Source organism: Dyella telluris, assembly GCF_014297575.1.
Taxonomy (GTDB): Bacteria; Pseudomonadota; Gammaproteobacteria; order Xanthomonadales; family Rhodanobacteraceae; genus Dyella; species Dyella telluris.
Genome location: NZ_CP060412.1, coordinates 3,753,122 through 3,773,981, shown reverse-complemented (window position 1 = coordinate 3,773,981; position 20,860 = coordinate 3,753,122). Strand labels below are relative to the sequence as shown.

At 64.6% G+C, this 20,860-nt stretch carries 16 protein-coding genes; 6 read left to right on the top strand and 10 right to left on the bottom strand.

All coding sequences use genetic code 11. From position 1 onward, the window contains the following. Positions 1 to 485: 485 nt before the first annotated feature. Positions 486 to 2,036 carry a glycoside hydrolase family 30 protein gene (locus tag H8F01_RS16515; protein WP_187056151.1) on the bottom strand — a complete coding sequence of 517 codons (1,551 nt, stop codon included), beginning with the start codon at positions 2,034 to 2,036 and terminating at the stop codon, positions 486 to 488. Positions 2,037 to 2,590: 554 nt separating this feature from the next. On the opposite strand from H8F01_RS16515, the gene H8F01_RS16510 reads away from it, so the two are divergent. The 3 genes from H8F01_RS16510 to H8F01_RS16500 all read left to right on the top strand — a co-directional run bounded on the left by H8F01_RS16510 (position 2,591) and on the right by H8F01_RS16500 (position 5,180). Next, a complete protein-coding gene (locus tag H8F01_RS16510) occupies positions 2,591 to 3,757 on the top strand; it encodes an AAA family ATPase (RefSeq protein WP_187056150.1) in 1,167 nt (388 codons plus the stop codon). 534 nt (positions 3,758 to 4,291) lie between these two features. Then, positions 4,292 to 4,705: a VOC family protein gene (locus tag H8F01_RS16505; RefSeq protein ID WP_187056149.1), complete on the top strand. Its 414-nt coding sequence runs from the start codon at positions 4,292 to 4,294 to the stop codon at positions 4,703 to 4,705. 64 nt (positions 4,706 to 4,769) lie between these two features. After that, positions 4,770 to 5,180 (top strand): hypothetical protein, encoded by a 411-nt coding sequence (locus tag H8F01_RS16500; RefSeq protein ID WP_187056148.1) that lies wholly within the window; start codon positions 4,770 to 4,772, stop codon positions 5,178 to 5,180. Between the two features lie 130 nt (positions 5,181 to 5,310). Here the strand turns inward: H8F01_RS16500 and H8F01_RS16495 are convergent, their stop codons facing one another. From H8F01_RS16495 to H8F01_RS16485, 3 genes are all read right to left on the bottom strand, one after another. Then, entirely contained in the window at positions 5,311 to 5,586 is a 276-nt protein-coding gene (locus H8F01_RS16495) for a hypothetical protein (protein WP_187056147.1), read from the bottom strand. Between the two features lie 414 nt (positions 5,587 to 6,000). Then, a complete protein-coding gene (locus tag H8F01_RS16490; protein ID WP_187056146.1) occupies positions 6,001 to 9,330 on the bottom strand; it encodes a two-partner secretion domain-containing protein in 3,330 nt (1,109 codons plus the stop codon). 63 nt (positions 9,331 to 9,393) lie between these two features. Continuing rightward, entirely contained in the window at positions 9,394 to 11,031 is a 1,638-nt protein-coding gene (locus tag H8F01_RS16485) for a ShlB/FhaC/HecB family hemolysin secretion/activation protein (RefSeq protein ID WP_187056145.1), read from the bottom strand. A 511-nt stretch (positions 11,032 to 11,542) separates the two neighbouring features. Between H8F01_RS16485 and H8F01_RS16480 the strand changes: the two genes are divergently transcribed. After that, the gene (locus H8F01_RS16480; protein ID WP_187056144.1) at positions 11,543 to 12,922 is read left to right on the top strand and encodes an Hsp70 family protein; all 1,380 of its coding nucleotides are present in this window, start codon (positions 11,543 to 11,545) and stop codon (positions 12,920 to 12,922) included. A gap of 194 nt (positions 12,923 to 13,116) precedes the next feature. On the opposite strand, the gene H8F01_RS16475 is transcribed toward H8F01_RS16480, so the two are convergent. Then, positions 13,117 to 13,659: a TetR/AcrR family transcriptional regulator gene (locus H8F01_RS16475; protein WP_187056143.1), complete on the bottom strand. Its 543-nt coding sequence runs from the start codon at positions 13,657 to 13,659 to the stop codon at positions 13,117 to 13,119. 144 nt (positions 13,660 to 13,803) lie between these two features. Between H8F01_RS16475 and H8F01_RS16470 the strand changes: the two genes are divergently transcribed. Continuing rightward, positions 13,804 to 14,487 (top strand): hypothetical protein, encoded by a 684-nt coding sequence (locus H8F01_RS16470; protein ID WP_187056142.1) that lies wholly within the window; start codon positions 13,804 to 13,806, stop codon positions 14,485 to 14,487. A gap of 55 nt (positions 14,488 to 14,542) precedes the next feature. Here H8F01_RS16470 and H8F01_RS16465 read toward each other — a convergent pair whose 3' ends face one another. The 5 genes from H8F01_RS16465 to H8F01_RS16445 form a co-directional block, all read right to left on the bottom strand. Next, on the bottom strand, positions 14,543 to 15,679 hold the full coding sequence (locus tag H8F01_RS16465; protein WP_187056141.1) for an SRPBCC domain-containing protein: 1,137 nt from the start codon (positions 15,677 to 15,679) through the stop codon (positions 14,543 to 14,545). Continuing rightward, positions 15,676 to 16,128: an ArsR/SmtB family transcription factor gene (locus H8F01_RS16460; RefSeq protein ID WP_238481019.1), complete on the bottom strand. Its 453-nt coding sequence runs from the start codon at positions 16,126 to 16,128 to the stop codon at positions 15,676 to 15,678. Before H8F01_RS16460 ends, H8F01_RS16465 begins: the two co-directional genes overlap by 4 nt. Positions 16,129 to 16,751: 623 nt before the next feature. Further along, entirely contained in the window at positions 16,752 to 18,077 is a 1,326-nt protein-coding gene (locus H8F01_RS16455; protein WP_187056140.1) for a hypothetical protein, read from the bottom strand. 185 nt (positions 18,078 to 18,262) lie between these two features. Further along, positions 18,263 to 19,375, bottom strand: a complete 1,113-nt coding sequence (locus H8F01_RS16450) for a glycosyltransferase family 4 protein (protein WP_187056139.1) — start codon at positions 19,373 to 19,375, stop codon at positions 18,263 to 18,265. Continuing rightward, positions 19,372 to 20,079, bottom strand: a complete 708-nt coding sequence (locus tag H8F01_RS16445) for a polysaccharide deacetylase family protein (protein ID WP_187059336.1) — start codon at positions 20,077 to 20,079, stop codon at positions 19,372 to 19,374. The genes H8F01_RS16450 and H8F01_RS16445 overlap by 4 nt, the downstream gene beginning before the upstream one ends. A gap of 384 nt (positions 20,080 to 20,463) precedes the next feature. Between H8F01_RS16445 and H8F01_RS16440 the strand changes: the two genes are divergently transcribed. Continuing rightward, entirely contained in the window at positions 20,464 to 20,691 is a 228-nt protein-coding gene (locus tag H8F01_RS16440; RefSeq protein WP_187056138.1) for a hypothetical protein, read from the top strand. The last annotated feature ends 169 nt before the right edge of the window (positions 20,692 to 20,860 follow it).

Genomic DNA, 20,860 nt, shown 5'->3' with positions numbered 1-20,860 from the left:
TGCATTTAAAGGTCCGTTTTCGACCCAAGGCCGACATGATCCTAAAATGGCCACATGGCACTCAAAATGGCACGGTTGAACCAAGGAGCGCATATGTCCGAACCAACAGCCGAGGGCCTCAGGCGTTATCCCGAAACGGCGGGATACAACGTGGATCTAGCTGACCCGGTTCCCTGCGTTTGCACCCCAACTTGCGCGGCCCGCTGCGCTGGCGAGTGCGGCTGCGAGGCTTGCTCGGTTCAGTTCATGACGTTCTGCAAAGCGTCCGGCAGGCTGGACGCACTGGTACCCACGTCGCGGGCTGCGGAAGAAGCGCTCGATGCATACAGGGGCGTGAAAGGCGCTGAGCCGTTGACGATCATCCGGCGTGGCAGGTTTGACGGTCGATAAGGGTGAAAGGGCTGTGGCGCAATCGCAGGCAGGCTGGGTACGCGCGCCTTCCTGATGGAAGCACCCATGTTCCATCCGGCCATGCCCCAGCGCTGTTACCGCCCCCTGCCCAGCCACCGGATGGCACGGTTCATCCACGCGCCGGCCGGGTTGGTGTTCCACACAAAGGTCGCCACGCTGCGCGGCGGCATGGTGTAGTCAAACAGGGATTGTCCTTCCGACACCGACACGTGGCGTTCCTGCTTGTTGCTGTTCACCATCACCAGCACCATCGATCCATCGGATACGTTCTGGAAGGCCACGTTGGCGATGCCCTGGTCCGCATCGGTATCGGTGGAGCCCAGGCGGATGGCGCCGGGCAGCACGAAGGTGCTGAAGTGCGCCAGCGCGTAGTACTCGTCGTTGCGGCTCACCTCGCCCGTCTTCGAATCAATGAGCACCACGCCCTTGCACGCGGCGCAGCCACCGTAATGCGGCCCATGCTCCTCGTCGAGCGCGAGATTCCAGTACACCACACCACGCGCCCATTGCCGGATGCCGGCCACCAACAGGTTGCGCGAGAACCAGATCAGCTCGCCATTGGCGCTGGATGCCCAGTCACCACCGGAACACTCGGTGAGGTAGACATCCTTCTTCGGATACGCGTGATGCACCTTGCCCTGCGCCGACGGGCTGCCTTCGTAGCAATGCCAGGCCACGCCATCGATGTAACGCGCCGCCGCCGGGTCGCCCAGCACGGCCAGCGGCTGCTCGGGGTGGTTCCAGTTGTGGTCCCACTCCAGGATGCGCGTGCGCGGGTTGCGGTTCGCGAGCTTGGGGCCCAGGTACTGCGCAACGATGCGCGCCCGCTGGTCCGCATCCATCAGCATGCCCGGGTAGGTCACTGGCAGGAAGCTGGGCTCGTTCTGCAGCGTCAGCGCGAAAATGGGAATGCCGTAACCGCGGTACGCATCCACGTACTTGACCAGATAGTCGGCGAAGGCACTCTCATACTGCTCCAGCAACTGCCCGCCGATCAGGTTTTCGCCGCTCTTCATCCATGCCGGCGCGCTCCACGAGGACGCAATGACCAGCACGGCCGGGTTGATGGACAGCACTTCGCGCACTGTCGGTATCACTTCGCGCAGGTTGGGGGCGACGTTGAAGTGGGCCAGCGTGGGGTCGGTTTCGCCCACCGGCACATCGTCCAGCGTATACAGCGAGCGCGAGAAATCAGACGCGCCGATGGTCAGGCGCATCATGGTCAGGTTGAGGTTGGGCGGCGGGCCATACAGCTCGTGCAACAGCGCGCCACGCTGCCCGTCGCTCATCTTGGTCTGCAGCAGCCAGGCCGACGAATCCGTCATGGCGGCGCCGAACCCGTCCATGGTCTGGTATTTCTTGTCGAGGTCGATCACCACATCGGCCGTGGCGTCGCCGCGCACGCTCAGTGCCAGGTCGGGCTGCCTGTCCAGCTTCAGCCGGCGATCCTCCGTGCTCAGCCAGACCTCGACGGGCGGCATCACCGGCCCGGTGGCGGCGGCGAGCGGAGCCGTTACAGCCGCATGCTGAAAGCGCGGTGCACACACCACGGCAAAGGTAACCAGAGTGAGCAAAGCGACGAAGGCGACGGCAGCCCGGCTGGATTCCGATCCGCGCTCAGCCATGGTGCGCCCAACGCACGTCACTCGTGCTGCAATTCACTTGGTTCACTAAGCTCCCAGCCTTCCACCACAAACAGGGGGCGGTTCCGCCTGCGGAAACAGGGGCCGGCCTCATGGCCAGCAGCCTCGGGCATGTGCCCGTCGCCGTGGGGCTAGCATAGCGAATCCGGCCTCGCTTTAAGAGCAGCTCACGGAACCCTTGTTTGCTTCACGTTCGTCATTCCTGCGAAGGCGGGAGGCGCTGCTCAACAGCCGAATGGCTGGCCATACAGCGCCTTTGCGCTCATGGAAGGCCAAGGCACGGGATCTCCGCCTTCGCGGGGATGACGGGCGAAGGCATGGCCCCGGCGTGCTGGGTAGCTTTGTTGACCGCTCCAAACGCAGTTGGGGTCGGACGCCAATCCGGTGGCTCCACGTTCATCAGCGGCCCCGGTGCGCTGAACGTGCCACCCAGCCACTGTTTGACCACACGTGGCCTCGCGGGTCTCAGCCCAGGAGATGGGCCACGCTTAGGCTAGCGCCACTCGCCCATCGACGGATGACTCGGAGAGCATGGAATGCTGAAGACCCTCGCAGTCGCCAACTACCGTTCGTTGCGCTCCCTGGTGGTTCCGCTGGGGCCACTGAACCTGATCACCGGCGCCAACGGCAGCGGCAAGTCGAACCTCTATCGCGCGTTGCGTTTGCTGGCGGAAACCGCCCATGGTGGCGTGGGCGCGGCACTGGCGCGCGAGGGCGGGCTCGCTTCCACGCTCTGGGCTGGCCCGGAGCGCATCACGGATCGCATGCGCAAGGGCGAGGTACCGATTCAGGGCACCGTGCGGCAGGAGCCCGTGGGCCTGAAGCTTGGGTTTGCCGGCGATGATTTCGGCTACGCCATCGACCTGGGGTTTCCGCCGCCACCCGGCGCACCCACCGCGTTCGCGCTTGATCCGGAGATCAAGCGCGAGGCGATCTGGAGCGGGCCCTTCCTGCGATCATCCAACGTGCTGGTGGATCGACGTGGGCCGGTGGCACGCCTGCGGGAAGGACGCACGTGGTGCGTCGTATCCGAACACCTCCATGCCTTCGAAAGCCTGTTCACGCAGATGGTCGACCCCAGCCGCGCACCCGAAGTGATGCGCGTGCGCGAAACCATGCGCGCATGGCGCTTCTACGATCACTTCCGTTCGGACCGCGATGCACCCGCGCGGCAACCGCAACTCGGCACGCGAACGGCGGTGCTTGGCCACGATGGCGCCGATCTGGCCGCCGCATGGCAAACCATTCGCGAGATCGGCGATGCACACGCACTGGATGCCGCCGTGGACGATGCGTTTCCCGGCGCAACGGTCAACATAGCCGTCAGCGACGGTCGCTTTACGCTCATGTTTTCCCAGCACGGCCTGCTGCGTCCACTCTCCACAGCGGAGTTATCCGATGGCACGCTGCGCTACCTGCTATGGATCGCCGCGCTGCACACGCCCCGCCCTCCTCCGCTGATGGTGTTGAACGAACCAGAGACCAGCCTGCACCCGGATCTGCTGCCCGCGCTTGCGCGGCTGATCGCCGGCGCAGCGTCCCGCAGCCAGGTATGGGTGGTGTCGCACGCCTCGCGCCTTATCAGCGCACTCGAAGAAAACCCCGCCTGCCACACCCTGGCCCTGGAGAAGGATGTCAGCCAGACGCGCGTGGTGGGCCTGAAGCCACTGGATGAACCCGCGTGGTACTGGCCCGAGCGATAACGCCCCCAGTGCCCCGTGCCCCGTAGCCCGGATGAAGCGCAGCGCAATCCGGGATGGCGCATGGAAACAAGACGAGCCTTCACGTCACGGCTTGTTCTTCGTGCGGACCGAGGCAAGGCCCTCCCGGATTGCGCTTCGCTTCATCCGGGCTACAAAGGCCAAGAACCCCATCGTGCATTTCCGCATCTCCCGTAGCCCGGATGAAGCGCAGCACAATCCGGGATTGGTCTCGCCTCAAGCCCCAGGAAGTACAAACCGTTATGCCAAGGTCCCTCGCCCTTCCATGCACCGCCCCGGATTGCGCTTCGCTTCATCCGGGCTACAAAGGCCAAGAACCCCGTCGTGCATTTCCGCATCTCCCGTAGCCCGGATGAAGCGCAGCGCAATCCGGGAGCCGCACACCTCGGTCCCCACACGGAACAAATCGTTACCCCAAAGCTCGCCCCGAACCCCTTGTCGATTTCCGCCATGCCCGTTCGTCAGTAACATGCCGCAACAATCCCGCTGCGGTATCCCCTCACAAGGTCAACATTCATGAGCAAGATGATCTTCGTTAACCTGCCGGTGACCGACCTCAAGCGGTCCCGGGCCTTCTACGAAGCCGTAGGCGCGGTGAACAACCCCGCCTTCAGCGACGACACCGCCGCGTGCATGGTGCTCTCGGACACCATCTACGTCATGCTGCTCACCCACGACAAATGGCGCCAGTTCACCAGCAAGCGCATTGTCGATGCCCATGCGGATGCGCAGGTGCTGCTGTGCCTGTCGGCGGAAAGCCGCGACGATGTGTCCAGCCAGGTGGACAAAGCCAGCCACGCCGGCGGCAAGGCGGACCCCACGCCCGTGCAGGATTACGGCTTCATGTTCGGCCGCAGCTATGAAGATCCCGATGGTCATATCTGGGAAGTGATGTGGATGGACCCCAACGCCATGCCGCCGCACGGCTGAGCGCACACCATCGAGGTGGCCGGGTGAACCTGGCCACCATCGACCCCGTTCCGGAGTGACACACATGCAACCCAAGCCCGAGGTGTGGGATCGCGTCATGGAGTACGCGAACCTGCTGGCCAAAGAAGACCAACCCGACACCTACCGCGTGAACTACGACGCGTTCAAGGACTATTGCGAGTCCCAGCGCCGCGATGGCTACGACCATCCCTTCCTGTGGGAAACCCTGGCGGATTTCACCATCGACGATGCCGCCGCCATCCCGCTCTACCAGCACGCACTGGAAGGCGCCACCGGCGACGACATGCGCCCCTACCGCGTATCCATGCGCTTTGCGCTGGCGCAGCGTTACAAGAACCAGGGCGACACCACACTGGCCCGCCAGTACGCCATCGAAGCCGACGATGAAGCCCGCGATACCGACGACCGCGAACTGCGCCGACGCATCAGCCGCTTTCTGCTCGCCCGCGACTGAGCAGCGAGCCACGTAGCCCGGATGAAGCGAAGCGCAATCCGGGATGTGCATGACCTCACGTAGCGCGTGCCCCCGGATTCCGCTTCGCTTCATCCGGGCTACCAGAGCCGAATGAACCACACAACGCGCGTCAGCGCGGCCGCATCATCGCCAGCGTCTGGAACGAACAGCGCCCTTTCGCCTCTGCCGTCCGCAAGGCCTCACACGCCGTGACATGCCTGTCCATCAAAACGGCATGCCCACCGATACCGCTGACCTCCAGCGGAGGCTGCGCCGAACCGGCCACGTACAACGGCTCATCCATAGCCTCAACGCCGACCAGCGCCAACGGAATGGCCATCACCACCAGAGCCACCACCCAGCTCCACCAAGCCGTGCCGAACTGCACATCGTCGAAACGAGACATGGGCATCGCCTCCTCTGATGAATCTGCGTCGGGTGGTCGCCAAGGGCGCAAACACGCGGTGGCGGCCTTCGGGTGAGAAATACTCCCGGAAAGCTACGCGGGCGTGACGGGGGTGCCTCACCCCACGTGACCTGCCTGGGCCGTGATGCCTTCACGGCCATGCTCCAGGCAAGAGCGCGACGATTCACCGGGCCACGACCCGCGCTCAAAGCATCGAGAAGTGAGTGAACCGGAACTATCCCCTTCGTGGTGCCAAGAATGGTGTCCAACATAAAAAAGCCCCCTTTCGGGGGCCCCACCCACTTGCCCAGCGGGATAGTCGGCATGTTTGCGAAAAGAAGGAAATTCACCGTGCGCCCCGCAACCTAGCCGCGCGCTCGCAACAAGGCGATCAGGAATGGACGGTATCCACTGTCAGCCAACACCGCGCATCGCAGCCATGCACACGCGCTGTGCATCGACATTTCTAGTTTGCACGTAACACCACCAAGAACACGCCCGCAGGAATCTGGATAAACCCCACACGCCGCGAAGGGGAATCCCGAATGACGCTGCCCACCCTGCTCCGCTACGGTGAATTAGCCGCTCGCGGGCGTCTTCGGACGGGGATGCGAGCAGCCACGGCAGCCATGCCGTGAGTCGCGGGTCGCAGGTGGCGCCGTTGCCCGCCGCCGTGAAGCTACCGTCGGTATTGATCAGCGACTGCGACTGCAACTTCAGCGCGCCATTGGTGGCCACCTTGCCGCCGGTGTTGTCGAACGCGCCACGCACGTTGAAGCTCAGCGGCGAGTCACCGAGCGCGGACAGGGTGCCACCGGCGGTGGTGAGCGCATGGGCATTGACGCTGATGTTCTGTGCCGTCGTCTTGCCATCGCGCAGGTTGATGGCGCCGCCCGTCAGCGTCAGCGCGCCGTTGCTGGCCAGCGTGCCACCCGTGCCGTTGAGCGTGGTTGCGGCGATGCTGGCCTTGCCCTGGCCTACATGCTGGATGGAGCCCCGGGTGTTATCGAGCGTGGATGCGCTGACGGTAAGGTCACCATCGCTGGCAAGCGTGCCGCCGGCGCTGTTGTCCAACAGGCCATCGGTGATGATGGTCAGCTGCGACGCAGTGCCAGCCCCTTCGCGGGACAAGCCGATCGCGCGGACACTGCCGCCGCGGTTGATCAGATCATGGGCGTGCACCGTGGCAGCGCCCTTGGTAGCGACGGTGCCGAGCGTGTTGTCGAAGCGGCCGGTGACGGCGATATCCGTTGGCGCATCACCCGCAGCCGTCAGCGTGCCGCCGATGTTGCTGAGTGCGCCTGCATGGAGCCACAGGGCACCGTTGGTGACGATGCTGCCCCGCGTATTGTCGAGGGCCCCGCTCACATCCAGCGTCAGGGGCGTGCTGCCAAGTGTGGTCAGCTCGCCGCCAGCATGAAGGAACGAACCTGCCTTGATGCGAACCTGCTGCGCGAAGGTTTTGCCGCTGCCAAGGTCGATGGTGTTCCCGGTGAGCTGGAGCGTGCCGTTGCTGGCGATGCTACCACCGGCGCCGGCCAGCGTATCGGTGTCGATGGTCAGGCCACCCAGGCCGGCATGCTCGATATGACCGCTGGCGTTGCCCAGCGTGCGGGCGCTGAGGTTGAAGTCGCCATTGCTATGCAACGTGCCACCTACGCCTGACGGGCCGCCGGCGCCATTGTCCAGGGTGCCAGACACGTGGATGGCATTGGCGTCATCGCCCAATGCGATGACGTGGCCGCCGCGGTTGTCGAACTGACTGGCATTCAACGTGATCTGCGTTGCCGTCAGCGTGGCGCCCTGATGATCAACCTGGCCGGCGTCGAGAATCGCGGCGCCAGCCGTGGTGACGGTGCCGCCTGCTCCCAGCCATGGGCCGGCGCGCAGGCTGAAACCTTGGGTGCCCGTGTGCTGCAGGGTGCCGCCTTCGTTGACCAGGGTGCCGCTGGTTACGCTGAGCTGCGCCGCGTTGCTGGCCAGCAGGCCGCCGGTGTTGTCCAGCGTGCCCGCCACGGTCAGCACGGTGTTCTGTGTATCCAGCTGATTCAACGTGCCCTGGCGATTGGATAGCGATTGCGCGTCCAGCGTAAGCGGGCCGTTGAAGGTCAGCGTGCCTCCATCGTTGGCAATGGCATCGGCATGCACGCTCGCCGCGCCATCGATGGTCAGCTGGCCATCACGGTTGCTGAGGTTGCCCTGGCTGAGGGTGAGCTGGTGAAGGCTGAGCTGGCCACCGTCATTGGCAAGGCCGGCGGCGGTGGTGAGGTCGAAGCCGGAGGCGGCACGGATCTGTCCACCGTCGTTGTCGAGCAGGCCGGCGATGTGCAGCACGCCGTCGGCGAGCGGGACGACCGATGGGAGGCTGGGCCGTTGGGTTTGTTGCGCGGGGTCGTTGCCGTCGGTGGTCGCAGGCCCGCGATCCGTGTTCGTTGCACCGCCGGCACCCGGCACATCCGGTGTGCCGCCGCCGGCAGCCCTATCGGTTTCCGGAACGCCGATACGACCACCCGCATTGGAGAGCGCGCCCGCCTGCAGGGACATCGCCTGCGGGCCGGTTTGCGCGATGGTGCCACCCGCGTTGCGCAAGGAGCCGGCATCGACGGCCACGCGTGCGGCGTTGAGCGCGCCGCCGCGGTTGTCGACATCCTGCGCAGTGGTGATGGAAAGCTCACGCGCGGCGCTGAGGGTGCCGCTGTTGGCCAGCCCTCCGTTGGCATGGATCTGCGTGTCCGTTTGCGATTGCAGTGCGCCGGTGTTCTCGATACGGCCATCCACGGTGACGCGCAACTCGCCCGCGGATGCGCCGATGGTGCCGGCGTTGCGCACACCCAGGCCCTGCTCGGTGCCAAGCAGCAAGATCTTGTTGGCGTACATGCCGCCCAGTGCGCTGACGTCGAGTGCAAAGGCCGGCTTGTCACCGGCCGACCCTGTCGTGGCGATGGGGGTGACCGTGGCGTGGTCCGCACTGACCTCGTTGGTGCCGGTGCTGACGGCCAGTTGCGGTGCCCAGACGCTGGCGTTGATCTGCATCGAGCGGGCGATCAGGTCGGCGTAATCGGCACGGCTTGCATCCATGCCGTTGCCATTCACCTGGATGACGCCGCGCGCCACGCGATAGCCCTCCAACGCGCCGCCATTCAACACCGGCGTGCCGGTGGTCAAGGTCACGCGATTGGCATTGATGAAGCCGCAGCCATCGCAGGCGATGCCCGCCGGCGAGGCGATGACCACCTGTGCACGGTCACCCGCCACTTCAACGAAGCCATTCAAAGTCGCCGGGTTACTGCCCGTCACCTCGTTGAGGATGACCTTGGCGGTACCGGTGGCGAGCCACGGATTGCCCGCGACGGTGCCGGCCAGTTGCGTCTGCGTGGGCGTGCGCGAATTGTTGAGCACGGCGCCGTTGCCGTCCACGTTGAACGCGCTGTACTTGTTCACCGAAACGCCCGCCTTGCTGGGCGTGGTGATATTGATCAGCGGCGCTGCGTTCGGCGCGCCCGTCACCGTGGGGCGCTGGTTGCCCGGTGCCTGCCTGTCCGTCGCAATCTGAGCGCTGGCGAACGACGCAAGCCCAATCCAGCCGAAGGCCAGCCACAGGCCGAAACTCACCGGACGCACAGTCGCCGTTGACGCTCCCTCTTGCGTCGGTGCTCCGCCCATTGATCGCCGCGCAAGCTCGGACACCACCTGCAGCAGGCCGAGGGCGCGGTTCCATACCAGGCGATAGAGATGCTTGTTCATCCGATGGTTCCTTGGTGAAGTCGTTCAAGCCATATGAGGAGAGGTGCACGGCACTGACGTGCGTCAGTACGACCAGCTGAGGCTGAAACCGGCGGCCGGGTTGGCCGTCTGGAAGCCATGCGGCTTGCTGATGGGTGCGCCGGCAAACACGTCCCACGCCAGGCCCAGCCAACCGCCGCGCAGGCCGATGACTGCACCCGCCAGGGTCTGGCCCAGCTCCCACTGCGTGGGCGGTCCGCCCACGTGGCCCACGTCCAGCCCCAGGTAGAGTTCCTGGCCACGGAAGACGGTCCAGCCGAGGTCGTTTCGGACCAGCCAGCCGTGATCACCGGTGAGCTGCAGCTCGCCGTCAAAACCGCGAACGGTGTAGCGACCGCCGATGGCAAAACGGTCTTGGGGGACCAGCGGTGTCTGGTTCCACTGGGCGCGCCAGCTACCGATGTAGCGAAGGCGTTGGTCACCCAGCTGGAACGGCACGGTGAGCTGCGCATCTGCCGTGACCAGCTTGGTGCGCGAGGTGCCCTCCCCGAACTGTTCTTCGGGCGCGGGCATCGCGTTGAATGCGCCCGTGCCACGGCGATAGGCGGCGTTGGCATCCAGAACGGCCGCACCGATGAACTGCCTGTAGGTGAAACCGGCTTCCCAGCCACCCTGCCGACGGCGCTGCACCACGACTTCGGTGTCATCGATGAAGTTGTTGGAGTCGCGCTCCCAGGCACGCGCGTAGGCGCCCGCCTTGATGGTGGCGTTGCGATAGAGCATGCGACTCAGGCGCAGGTCGGCGTTGTGGCTGGTGCCGCTGTAGACGTAGTTCTCTGCGTAGCCTGCGACGGTCTGGTGATAGGTGTAGGCGCTGGCCGTACCACCGAGTTGCCAGTACCCGTAAGGCACGTCGTAATGCAGGGTGTAGCTGCGCGTGCCCTTGTGATCACCGTCGAACACGTCGTGCCCGAGGTTGGCGTAGAACAGGTCGTTCCAGGTCAACAGGTTGTCCAGCGACAGCGTGACGCCGCCCTGCAGTTTGCCGGTCGCCTTGCTGCCCGAGTCATCGAGCGTCACGGCCATGCGCGCAGGTGACGACTGCTTCCACACGATGAGCAGGTCGCTGTCACCGGGCCGGGTGCCTTCGCCTTCGGCGGGCGCGATCTTGATGTCCGCCTCGACGGTGGGCACGCGCTTGAAGTTTTCCAGCGCCTGCTCGATGTCGCGCAGGTTGAGCAGGTCGCCGGGACGCGCCGGCAGCGCATCGCGCCAGGAGGTGGCGCGGGCATCGACACCGGGCGCAAAACGAACGGCATGGATGCGACCGGGAACAACCGTCAACGTCAGTACGCCTGCACGCAGGTCTTGCGGCTTGGCCAGGACGCGCGTGGTGACGTAACCACGCGCCACCATGGCGTTCTGGGCACGCTTCATCACCACGTTGATGCCCTCGGTGCCGAGGCAGCGCCCGGTAGCGACGTCACCGACTGCGTTGACGGCCTTCAAGGCCCACTGGAACTGCGTGGCCAGTTCTCCATCCAGGCGGATGCTGCTGATCGGAAAGCAGGGAGCCTCGTCGCGGGGAATCCGGCCCACGGCGGGCTGCGCCTGCGCGGGAAGACGAACGTCCGGCGTGGCTTCCTGCTGTTCCCGCAGGGCGCGTTCGCGCTCTTGCTGGCGCAACAGCTCCTGATTCGCGGTGTCGACGGTCTGCGCCATGACTGATGTGTGCTGCAGGCACAGCACCAGCGCGGTGCACGCGCCATGCCACCGAAACGGATATCGACGCCATTCCTTCACAGCCCATCATCCCTATGTCACCAGCGCCGACTGACCGCAGCGATGCCGCAGTCGATTCACGCACCATCAAACCTTTCCGGATCGACCCTGCAGGGCTCTTGCGTGCTGCAATGCCTCAGGGATGGCACCATCACGCCGCAGCCCCGGTAGCGCACCGGATCTCGTGCGCTTCTGCGGCGCGATGGTGGGATACAGGCTAGAAGTGCACCCATCGGCCGGAAATCGGGGCACCCCTTGGCGGTGCGTCCGGCTTCTCCGTCAGAATGTGTTTGCCGCGATGGATGATTACGTACGCGCCCGGCTTGCCTGACGTGAAATTCCGTCGCTCTGTGGGGAAAATGGCTGGCCAGAGGCCGCCGGATCCCTCTTCAGGCAAGCCGGGGCAAGACCTGAGATAATGGTTGATTGCCCATACGCGCGTGGCCCTTTTATGCACATCGGCATCGACTTCGGCACCAGCTATTCGGCGGCGGCCGCCATCATCGATGGTGAACTCATCCTGGTTCGTTTCGGCGAAGCGGAGCAGTTCCGCACGGCGGTGTATTTCCCGGAGCTGGTGCCCGACCCGAACGAGTTCGAGCTGACGCCGGAGCTGGAAGCGCAGCTGGAAACGCATATCCGTTCCGCCCGCGCTGAACTGCGCCGACAGGCTGCGGCGGGCCTGGAGATTTCCCGTTCGGATGAAGAGCTGCGCCGCGATGCGTTGCGCGTGGTGCGTCGCCAGTGGCTGGAGGACCGCGCCCGCGCGGCCACCAGCACCGTCACCAGTTTCCAGCACGCGCTGTTTGGCGAGGAAGCGGTGGAGGGTTATCTGGAAAGCGGTGGCGGCAACCTGATCGAATCGCCGAAGTCGATGTTCGGCTTCCGGCTGGATCCGCAGGTGCGCAAGGTGATCGTGCATATCGCCACGCACATCCTTGAACACATCCGCCTTACCGCCAGCCGCCAGTTTGGCCAGCCGGTGCGTGGCGCGGTGATCGGCCGGCCGGTGGAGTTCCGCAGCTCCATGGGTGCGGCCGGTTCGGAGCAGGCCATCGAGATTCTGCGCGAAGCGGCGTCCGTGGCTGGCTTTGATGAAGTGAGCTTTCTGGAAGAGCCCGCCGCGGCGGCCATGCATTACCACAAGAGCCTGGCCGAGCGTCAGCACGCACTGATCGTGGATATCGGCGGCGGCACCACCGACGTGACGCACGCGGAGCTGGGCGGCCACGCCATGCCGCTGATTGCGCGCAACTGGGGCCTGCCCAAGGGCGGTACGGACCTGGACGTGGGCGTGAGCCTGCACAGCTTCATGCCGCTGATGGGCAAGGACATCGTGCGCGTGCCGCAGCACCAGTTCGTGGAAGCGGCCAGCGTGTACAACCTGCCCAAGCAGCGCGAGTTCCGCAAACAGAATTACCGCCTGGTTGCAGCACCCTACGGCCCGCGACTGCGCGCCCTGCAGGAACTGGGCGCCACCACGCGCCTGAATCAGACCGCCGAGCGGACCAAGATCACCCTGAGCGGCACCACGGAACACCGCGCCCCGCTGGATTTCATCGAGCCCGGCCTGGCCGTGGAGGCCACGCGCGACGATCTGGATGCCGCCCTCGAGCCGTTCCTCAGCCTGCTGGAACGCACGCTCACCACCGTGCGTGGCGACCTGACCACCTTGCCCGCCAGCCTGTTCCTGACCGGCGGCACGTCCCGCTCGCCGCAGGTGAAGGCGCGCGTGCAGGCGTGCTTCCCCGAGATTCCACTGGTGCACGGCGACCCGTCGCTGGGTGTGGTGTCGGGGCTGGCAGTGGCGGCGAGCGAAGTGGCCGCCTAACCGACTTAGAGCGGCTAACAAAACCTCAAAGCAACAGTCCTGCCTCAGCGTCATCCCCGCGAAAGCGGGGATCCAGTGACTTTGGGTTTCTGTCAGCGCATTAAAGACACTGGATCCCCGCTTTCGCGGGGATGACGCTGAGGGGCCTTGAAATGCTGCAGCACGGTCACGCTACCAGGCATTGTTAGCGACTCTTAGCCCGCGCGCGATGCGTCGATAAGCGCAGTCGCCTGGCGCGCCAACACGCGCGCCAGTTCCTCTGGCGACATGGGCCGCTCCGCCTGCAGCCATTCGCTGATGCCGGCGAGGATGGCGTCCGCCAACATGTGGCTGAACATGGCAAACGGCAGCAGCAGCCGGCCGGGGCGATGCAGGCCACGCGCGCCAAGCCGGGTTTCGAGATGCGTGGCAAGGGTACGTGCAATGACCGGCCGCGCACCACCCTGAAGCATCGCCACGCCGGCCTCACGAACGTGCAGCATGTGCGCCAGCGCCGCCACGATGACTTTTTGCGGCACCGGATCGGCCACCACTTGCGAGAGCAGGTCGAAAGGCGCGGCCAGGCTGGCGCGCAGCAGTTCTTCCTTGTCTTCGAAATGCACGTAGAAGGTGGAGCGCGCCACACCGGCGCGACGCGCGATGTCGTCGACGGTGATCGCCTCGTACGGCTGTTGCTGCAGCAGCTGGAATACCGCCATCCGCAAGGCCGACTTGCTGCGCTCGATGCGTTGATCCACCCGCCCCTCCCGGCGTGTCGCGTGTTTGCTGATGCCCGGTGCGGCGTTCGCTGGCCGGCTAACCGGACAGACCCGCCCGCTTTGTCCGGCAACCGGGAAACGGCCCTGCGTACCGTGTTGCGACACCCATCATACGAGTCTTCCATGACTGCCATTCATGACGCTGTCCGCATCCAGGGGCTTCGCCCCGCCGGCATGCTGCTGATCGGCCTGCCCCTGCTGGGCATGCTGGTGCTGGCGCACCATCCCACCACGCAGGCGCACGATGTGCAGGCGCTGCAGCAACAGCTGGTGGCCGTGACCCTGCACTCCCGGCTGGTGCATGGCGCGCTGATCCTGATGCAGTGCGCGCTGCTCTATGCGCAGCTCAGCTGGCTGCAGGCTCGCGACCTGCGGCGCGGCCTGCCCCGGGCAGCGGCGCTGATGCTAGTGCTGGGCGCCATCGGCGTGATCGGCGCGGCGCTGGTGGATGGCTTCGTGGTGACGGCACCGGCCATGTATCCGCACGATGACGCCATGCACCTGGTGACCATGGAGCAGCTGGTGCGCTTTGCGGCCACGCTGAACCAGACACTGATCCTGGCGGGTGAGGCAGCAACGTCGATCGGCATCGTGATGTTGGCGCTGGATCTGCTCTCGCTGGAACCCCTGGCCCGTGCCGCGGGCATTGCCGGCGTGGTGCTTGGGGCTGGCACGCTGGTGGCATTGTTCTCCGGCCTGCTCACGCTGCACCTGCACGGCATGCAGATGCTGTTCGCGGCGCAGTCGGTGTGGCTGCTGTGGCTGGGCATCGTGGTCGTGCGGCGACCGAGTCGCGAAGCGACCTGAGGATCGAATCACGCGGAGCAACGCCATGGTGGGCGCTGCTCCGCTTCGTTGCCGGTTATGCCGCGCTAGCCTTGCGCAGCGGCGTGACGTTGGATGCCTCGGCCTTGCCCGCGAGATCCGGCTCGGCCGCGATGAAGCTGGGCCGCGCCTGCATCACCGCCTGTGCGTGCTGCACGTTGGGGTAGTTGGCCAACATCGCGGGGCCTTCCGGCAATTTCGACAGCGTGTACAGCAGCGGCGCCGTCAGGAAATCCGCCATGCACGGTGCGTTGCCCACCAGGTAGTCGCGTCCGCCATACGCGGCTTCCAGCGTATCCAGCACGCGCACGATATCCGGCAACGCCTTGTCGATGATGGTGCGATCCGGTTGCTTGTCCGCCGTTGCGGGGAACAGGTACGGCAGTGCGCAGCGCTTGATGATGGCGTCGTAGCCGTAGTCGTCCATCACGCTGTACCACTGCTCCGCACGCGCACGCGAGGTCACGCCGGCCACAGGAAACAACGCAGGGCCATCAAACGCTTCGTCGATGTACCGCAGGATGGCGCGCGCCTCGTAGAACTCCAGCGGGCCGTCGTACATCGCCGGAATGCGGCCGAAGGGATGCACGGCATCCACCTCGGGCGAATGCGGGCGCTCAGGGTTGAGCGTATAGGCCACGCCCTTCTCCGCCAGCGCGATGCGCACGGCGCGTACGTACGGGCTGATTTCGCTGCCCACCACCACGATGTTGGCGGCGGTGCCATCGGGGTCGAGGTAATCCACCAGATGATTGAACACGGAGGTCCAGCCCTGATAGTGATCGTCGCGCTTGGCGGCATCGGGGAACCCGGTGTGACGCATGTGCAGCTGGGTGCCGCCATCCTTATCGGTCAGGGTGACCTCGATGAGCGTGGTGCGCGGCGGCGTGCCGTCGGTGGTGTCCCAACTCCATGTGTAAGCCAGGAACGAAGGCCGTTCGATGGCCTGATACGTACCGCTTACGCCGTGCGCCGGGCCGCCCTTGCCCGCCAGCGCAATGCGATAGCGGCCACCCACGCGCGCATCAGCGCTGACTTCCTGCACGTAAAGGCCGCGCGGACAATGCCATACCGCCATGGCGGCCTCATCGGTAAAGGCTTCAAACACTTTCTCGCGCGGCGCGCGGATGAAACGGGTCATTTCCAGTTCGAAGGTGGCAGCTTGGGTGTTCATGGCTTTTTCCTCGGTGCGCGTGGTGCGCCGGCGTCGCGTTTTTCCTCATCGGCGCGATGGGTTCGTTCGACAAACTCGACCAGTCGATCCAGGTTGCCTTCCCAATGGCGGCGATACGCTTCAAGCCAATCGTGCGCATCGTGCATGGGCTCGGCACGCAGGCGGCAGATGCGCCACCGTGCGTCCACTTCCCGGGCGATCAGCCCCGCGCTTTCCAGCACCCGCAGGTGCTTGGAGATGGCCGGCGCGGACATGTCGAAAGGTTCGCCCAACTCCCCCACCGTCGCCTCGCCCCTGGCCAACCGGGTCAGGATGGCGCGTCGCGTGGGATCGGCGAGCGCGGCAAAGGTGATGGACAGCGGGTCGTCGGTGTTGGCCATGCCATCAATTAACCACTTGGTTAATTGACAGTCAAGCGGATTTTTGTCGTGTCTTTGTGAAGACCGCAACGAAGGCCTTTGCTCGTGCCTTTGCTCGTGCCTTTGCTCGTGCCTTTGCTCGTGCCTTTGCTCGTGCCTTTGCTCGTGCCTTTGCTCGTGCCTTTGCTCGTGCCTTTGCTCGTGCCTTTGCTCGTGCCTTTGCTCGTGCTTTTGATGGGGCTTTTGCTTGGGCTTTTGCTCACGCTCTTACATCCCCGTATGAGGCGGCGGGCGGGCGAAGGAAAGCCCGCAGGGTGGCCGGCACGGATGCCGGCCAGTTTTTCGACAGGACAGGGACGTCCTGTCGAAAAACCCCGCAGCCCGCCCGCGTACCCGCAGGACGAAGTCCGAAGGGCGCGTCATCCGGGGGGCCCTTCTCTTTGGTTACTTTCTCTTGGGCAAGCAAGAGAAAGTGACCCGGCCTCCGGCAGGAGGTCGGAAGCCCGCGGCAGGCGAGCCAGATCGCCGGAACGCATGAGTCGACGACCACACACAGAGGCTCTGGATCCCGACCTGCGCCAGGACGACGAGCCCAGAAGGCGCAGCCCCAAAAGCCGAGAGCAAAGTCACTGGACCCCTGCCTTCGCAGGGGGGACGAGCAAAACAACAACAGCAACCACGCGCCCTGCCCTCACCCCGTCCCCGGGAAAACGTCAGAACTTGTACGAAATCATCAACCGGTTGTACGTAAACGGCTCATTCCCCGGATTGAGGTTATCGCTGCCACCCACCGAACGTTCCCAGCGATCCCGCAACTGCAATCCTTTAAGCACGCTATCCATGTTGTAGATGATGTCGAAGTACACGTTGTGGCTGTCGCCACGCTCCAGCGTGGTGTACTTGGCGTAAGCCGCCACCAGCTGCAGCTTCTTGTTGAAGAAGTTGTACTGGGCGCGGGCCTTCCACGCGTGACCCGGCCCCGCTTCCACCAGGCCGCGGATCATCGAGGTGGTGAACAGCGGGTCGGTGCCGTAGTTCACGGTGTACGGCGAAATCAACGCGCCGTTGCCCACCGCACCGGATTCGCCTTCGAGCTTGTTGTAGGCGAAGTCGATGCTGCCGTCGAAGATGTTGGTGCCGATACGCGCACCCCAGGCGTCCGCCTTCACGTGATCCCCTGCCACGCCTACCAGCTTGGTATGCGTATCCGCCAGGATGTTGTCGCTGCCACTGTTTTCGTTGAGCCACTGCACGGCCACATACGGGTCGAACGGCGTGCCGGTCGTGAACTGGTAGCTGCCGTTGACGTAACCCATGCGCGCGAAGCGCAGGAAGTTGTAGTACCACGCTTCGGCCTTCAATCCGCCGGTGGCATAGGTGGTGCCGGCTGCCCAGGTGCCATTGGCTTCAGGGGCGGTCTTGGGCAACGAACCGTTGTTGCCGTACATGGAGTCGCCCTGGTACGTCGACGGGTAATACAGGTTGTCGTCGTACATGCCCAGCGAGGTGCGGCTCTTCCAGCTGAAAGTGCGGATGGCGTAGATGTTCCAGTCCTTCAACGGCGTGAAGTCGAGCAGCGCCGCGTTGTACGAGGAAGGAATCACACGCGAATCGTTGCCGCCCATCCATGGCGTGTTGAGGTACTGGTAGCCGCCGCGGAAGAGCACCCACTCGCGCTGGTACTGCACATAGGCCTGGCTCCACGCACCCAGCGAGCTGTTGGGGCCCATCAGCGAGGTATCGGTCTTGGCGATGGTGTCTGGCTTGGTGCCGAGCATGTTGGCCGTGGCAAACGATCCGCCAAAACTCAGACCACCCAGCACCGTGCCGGTGTGGCCGTTGATCAGCGCCGCCAGCGACAGCGCCCGCGCATCCGGCGTGGCCGGGGTGTCGTAAAGACGGTCGAAGTCGTACAGGCGCAGCTCACCATCGACATGGCCGTTGGTGAACAGGTCATTGAAGCTTCCGCTGTCGGCATGAGCACTCATCCCACAGAGCGCCATGGCCATGGCCATGGCTATGGCCAACTTGCGTCGCATACGTCTCTCTCCCCAACCAAGGATTATTGGAATCGTCAGATGTGCCGGCGGCGCCCCTGCGCAATCCGACCGGCGGCATGATTACCGATCGATTGTAGCGAATATGTCATAACAGGTATCCACGGCGACAAACCCTCGATATGAGGGTTCGCCATAAGCACATAGCGTGAAAGTTTTTGCGCCGCTCAGGGAATGGCGTGATGGAGGTGTTGCGCGGGCTCCGCGCCATGCTGCAGCAGCCACGCGAAATCACGGGCCACGGCCGCGTTGCTGAAGTGCTCCATCACGAACACCCGCGCCGCCACGCCCATGCGCCGGCATACCGAGGGATCGGACATGGCAAGGATGGCATTGCACCACTCCTCGACATTGCCGGGCTCCAGCAGATGCCCGGTGACACCATCTTCCATGGTTTCAGGCACGCCGCCAATGCAGCTGCCCAGCACAGGCACCCCGCAGGCCTGCGCCTCGATGGCCACGCGCCCGAAGGTCTCCAGTTCCACCGACGGGAACGCCAAGAAAGAGAACGCACCGTAGTAACGGGCTGTATCGTTCACCCAGCCGGTGAAATGGTGGCGCCTGAAGTGCCCGCCCTGCTCCGCCATGGCATGCACCACCTGTTCTTCAGGACCGTTGCCGACCCAGAGCACGTGCAGGCGTGGCTCGATGGCCATGGCGGCGTTGGCCGCCTGCATCAACTGCGCGACACCCTTGCCGCCATGCATGCGCCCCGCATAACCCATGACGATAGCGTCCTCGGGTATGCCGAACTCTCGGCGCACCTGCGCGCGCAACGTCATGTCCGGCCGGAACACCTGCGTATCCACTGGGTTGTAGGAGATATGCACGAGCTCCGGCGGCACGCCCCAGCGGAGGTACGCATCGCGTGCGAAATCCGAAACGGCGATGAACCGCTGCGCCAGGCGCGGCACACCGTATTCGGACAATTTGCTCATGCGCGGATTGCGATGCCGGAACAGCGCCACGCGCGTTCCCGTGAGGCGACCACAAGCGATCAGCGGCCAATATTCCTTGCCGAAGTTGCCGATCAGCCAGTCCGGCGCGAAATGCGCAATGCGGGCAAGCGTTGCGGCATAGCCACGCGGGTCAAAGGCGTTGCGGAACTTGCCGGGAAAAATCGGCACGTGCGCAGCTGTCATGCCTTCGCCGATCAGGCCCTTCTGCGAGACGATGCTCTCGACCTGATGCCCGGCCTGCGACATGGCGCGTGCGAGCGCCACGAAATGGGTGGCCGCGCCGGTGTTCTCGGGATTGGTGCCAACGAAGAGCAGCTTCATGCGCGCTTGTCCTCGTAGCCGGTGAGCACCTTGGCCGCGAGCTGCGGCAACAGGTGATGCCGCGCCACCTGGATGCGCGGCAGGCGCCACAGGTCGATCGACGGGCCTGTCTGCGCACGACCACGGTCAGTGGTGGTGGCTGCGGCGTAGCCCGCTTCGCGCGCCGCATCCACGGCACGCTCGTCGTAATCGCCGTAGGGATAACAGAACTGCGTGATACGGATGCCCAGGCGATCTTCCAGCTCCCACTTGCAGCCCTGGATCTCGTCGCGAAGTTGCGTGTCATTGCACTGGCTGAGGCGCACGTGCGTGCGCGAATGCGCGCCCACCTCCATGCCGCCACCGTGCCAGGCGTGCAGCTCGCCCGCCGACATCAGCGGCTTGCGGATGCCGAGCTTGGCATCATCCCAGGCGTTGTATTGCCCGAGGTAGCCGCTCACCGCATAGCAGGTCGCGGTGAAGCTGTAGCGTCGCAGGGCGTCCATCGCCGACTCGAGGTTGTCGACGTAGCCGTCATCCAGCGTGATCACGGCGACCTTCCCCTGCTTCTCGCCACGCAGGTAAGGCATGGCGTCGGACATGGACATGCCGCGATATCCGAGCATGCGCAGCAAGGCCATCTGTCGTGCAAAGCTTGCCGGCGATACATACAGGCTGCGATACACGTTGATGCCTTCGGGCACCTCGGCAATGTTGTGGTACATCAGGATGGGGATCTTCACGAGGCTCCCTGGAGTGACAGGAACAAGGGGCGAATGCAGCCACCTGTGTTACTCCACCAAAGCTGCACCAGGCTTTCCCTTGCTTGCGCCAGCTTGTCGTTTCACGCCGCGTTCAACAAAAAGCCGCAAGCGCTTAAGGCAGGCTTGCGCGAACGTAAATATTTCCTGACAAGGCACCGCCTGTCGCATCGGCAGATGGACGGCCACACTGCCTGGCAGGCGCGCCTATTGACGCTTGAAACGGCGTGTCGATTCCGGGCACTTACAAGCAGTCACTCCATAGCGGCGACTTGTTTACGTGATCTATACGGGGCGCGCCGCGCAACGGCATCGATTCTTTACGATGCGCCCGCAGACAATATCGACATGAAGACCATCACGCATCGTTCTCGCGGCATGGGCTGGCGATCCGCCGCCATCATCATCGCCACGCTGCTGTTCGCGCTATCGGTGGTCGAACTGTTGCTCCGCCCCGACGGGGACGTTGCGATATGGCGTGGCCTGGCGCTTTCGTCGCTGTACCTGGTGATGTGCCTGAGCCAGCGACGCCTGTTCGCCCCTACGCGTTCGCGCGGCGAACGACGTATCCGCTGACAGGAACTTATCGCCGTCCGACGGATCGATATCTCTGCCATTCCAGCGTCGCGTCATGTCCCCGCATGACGCACCCATCCAGGAGATCAGGAAGGCTTGCAGCCGGGTCGCCGCAGGTCGGGTGTGCGGGCAGCAGCCTTGTACCTGCGGCACCGGTTGCAAACCTTCC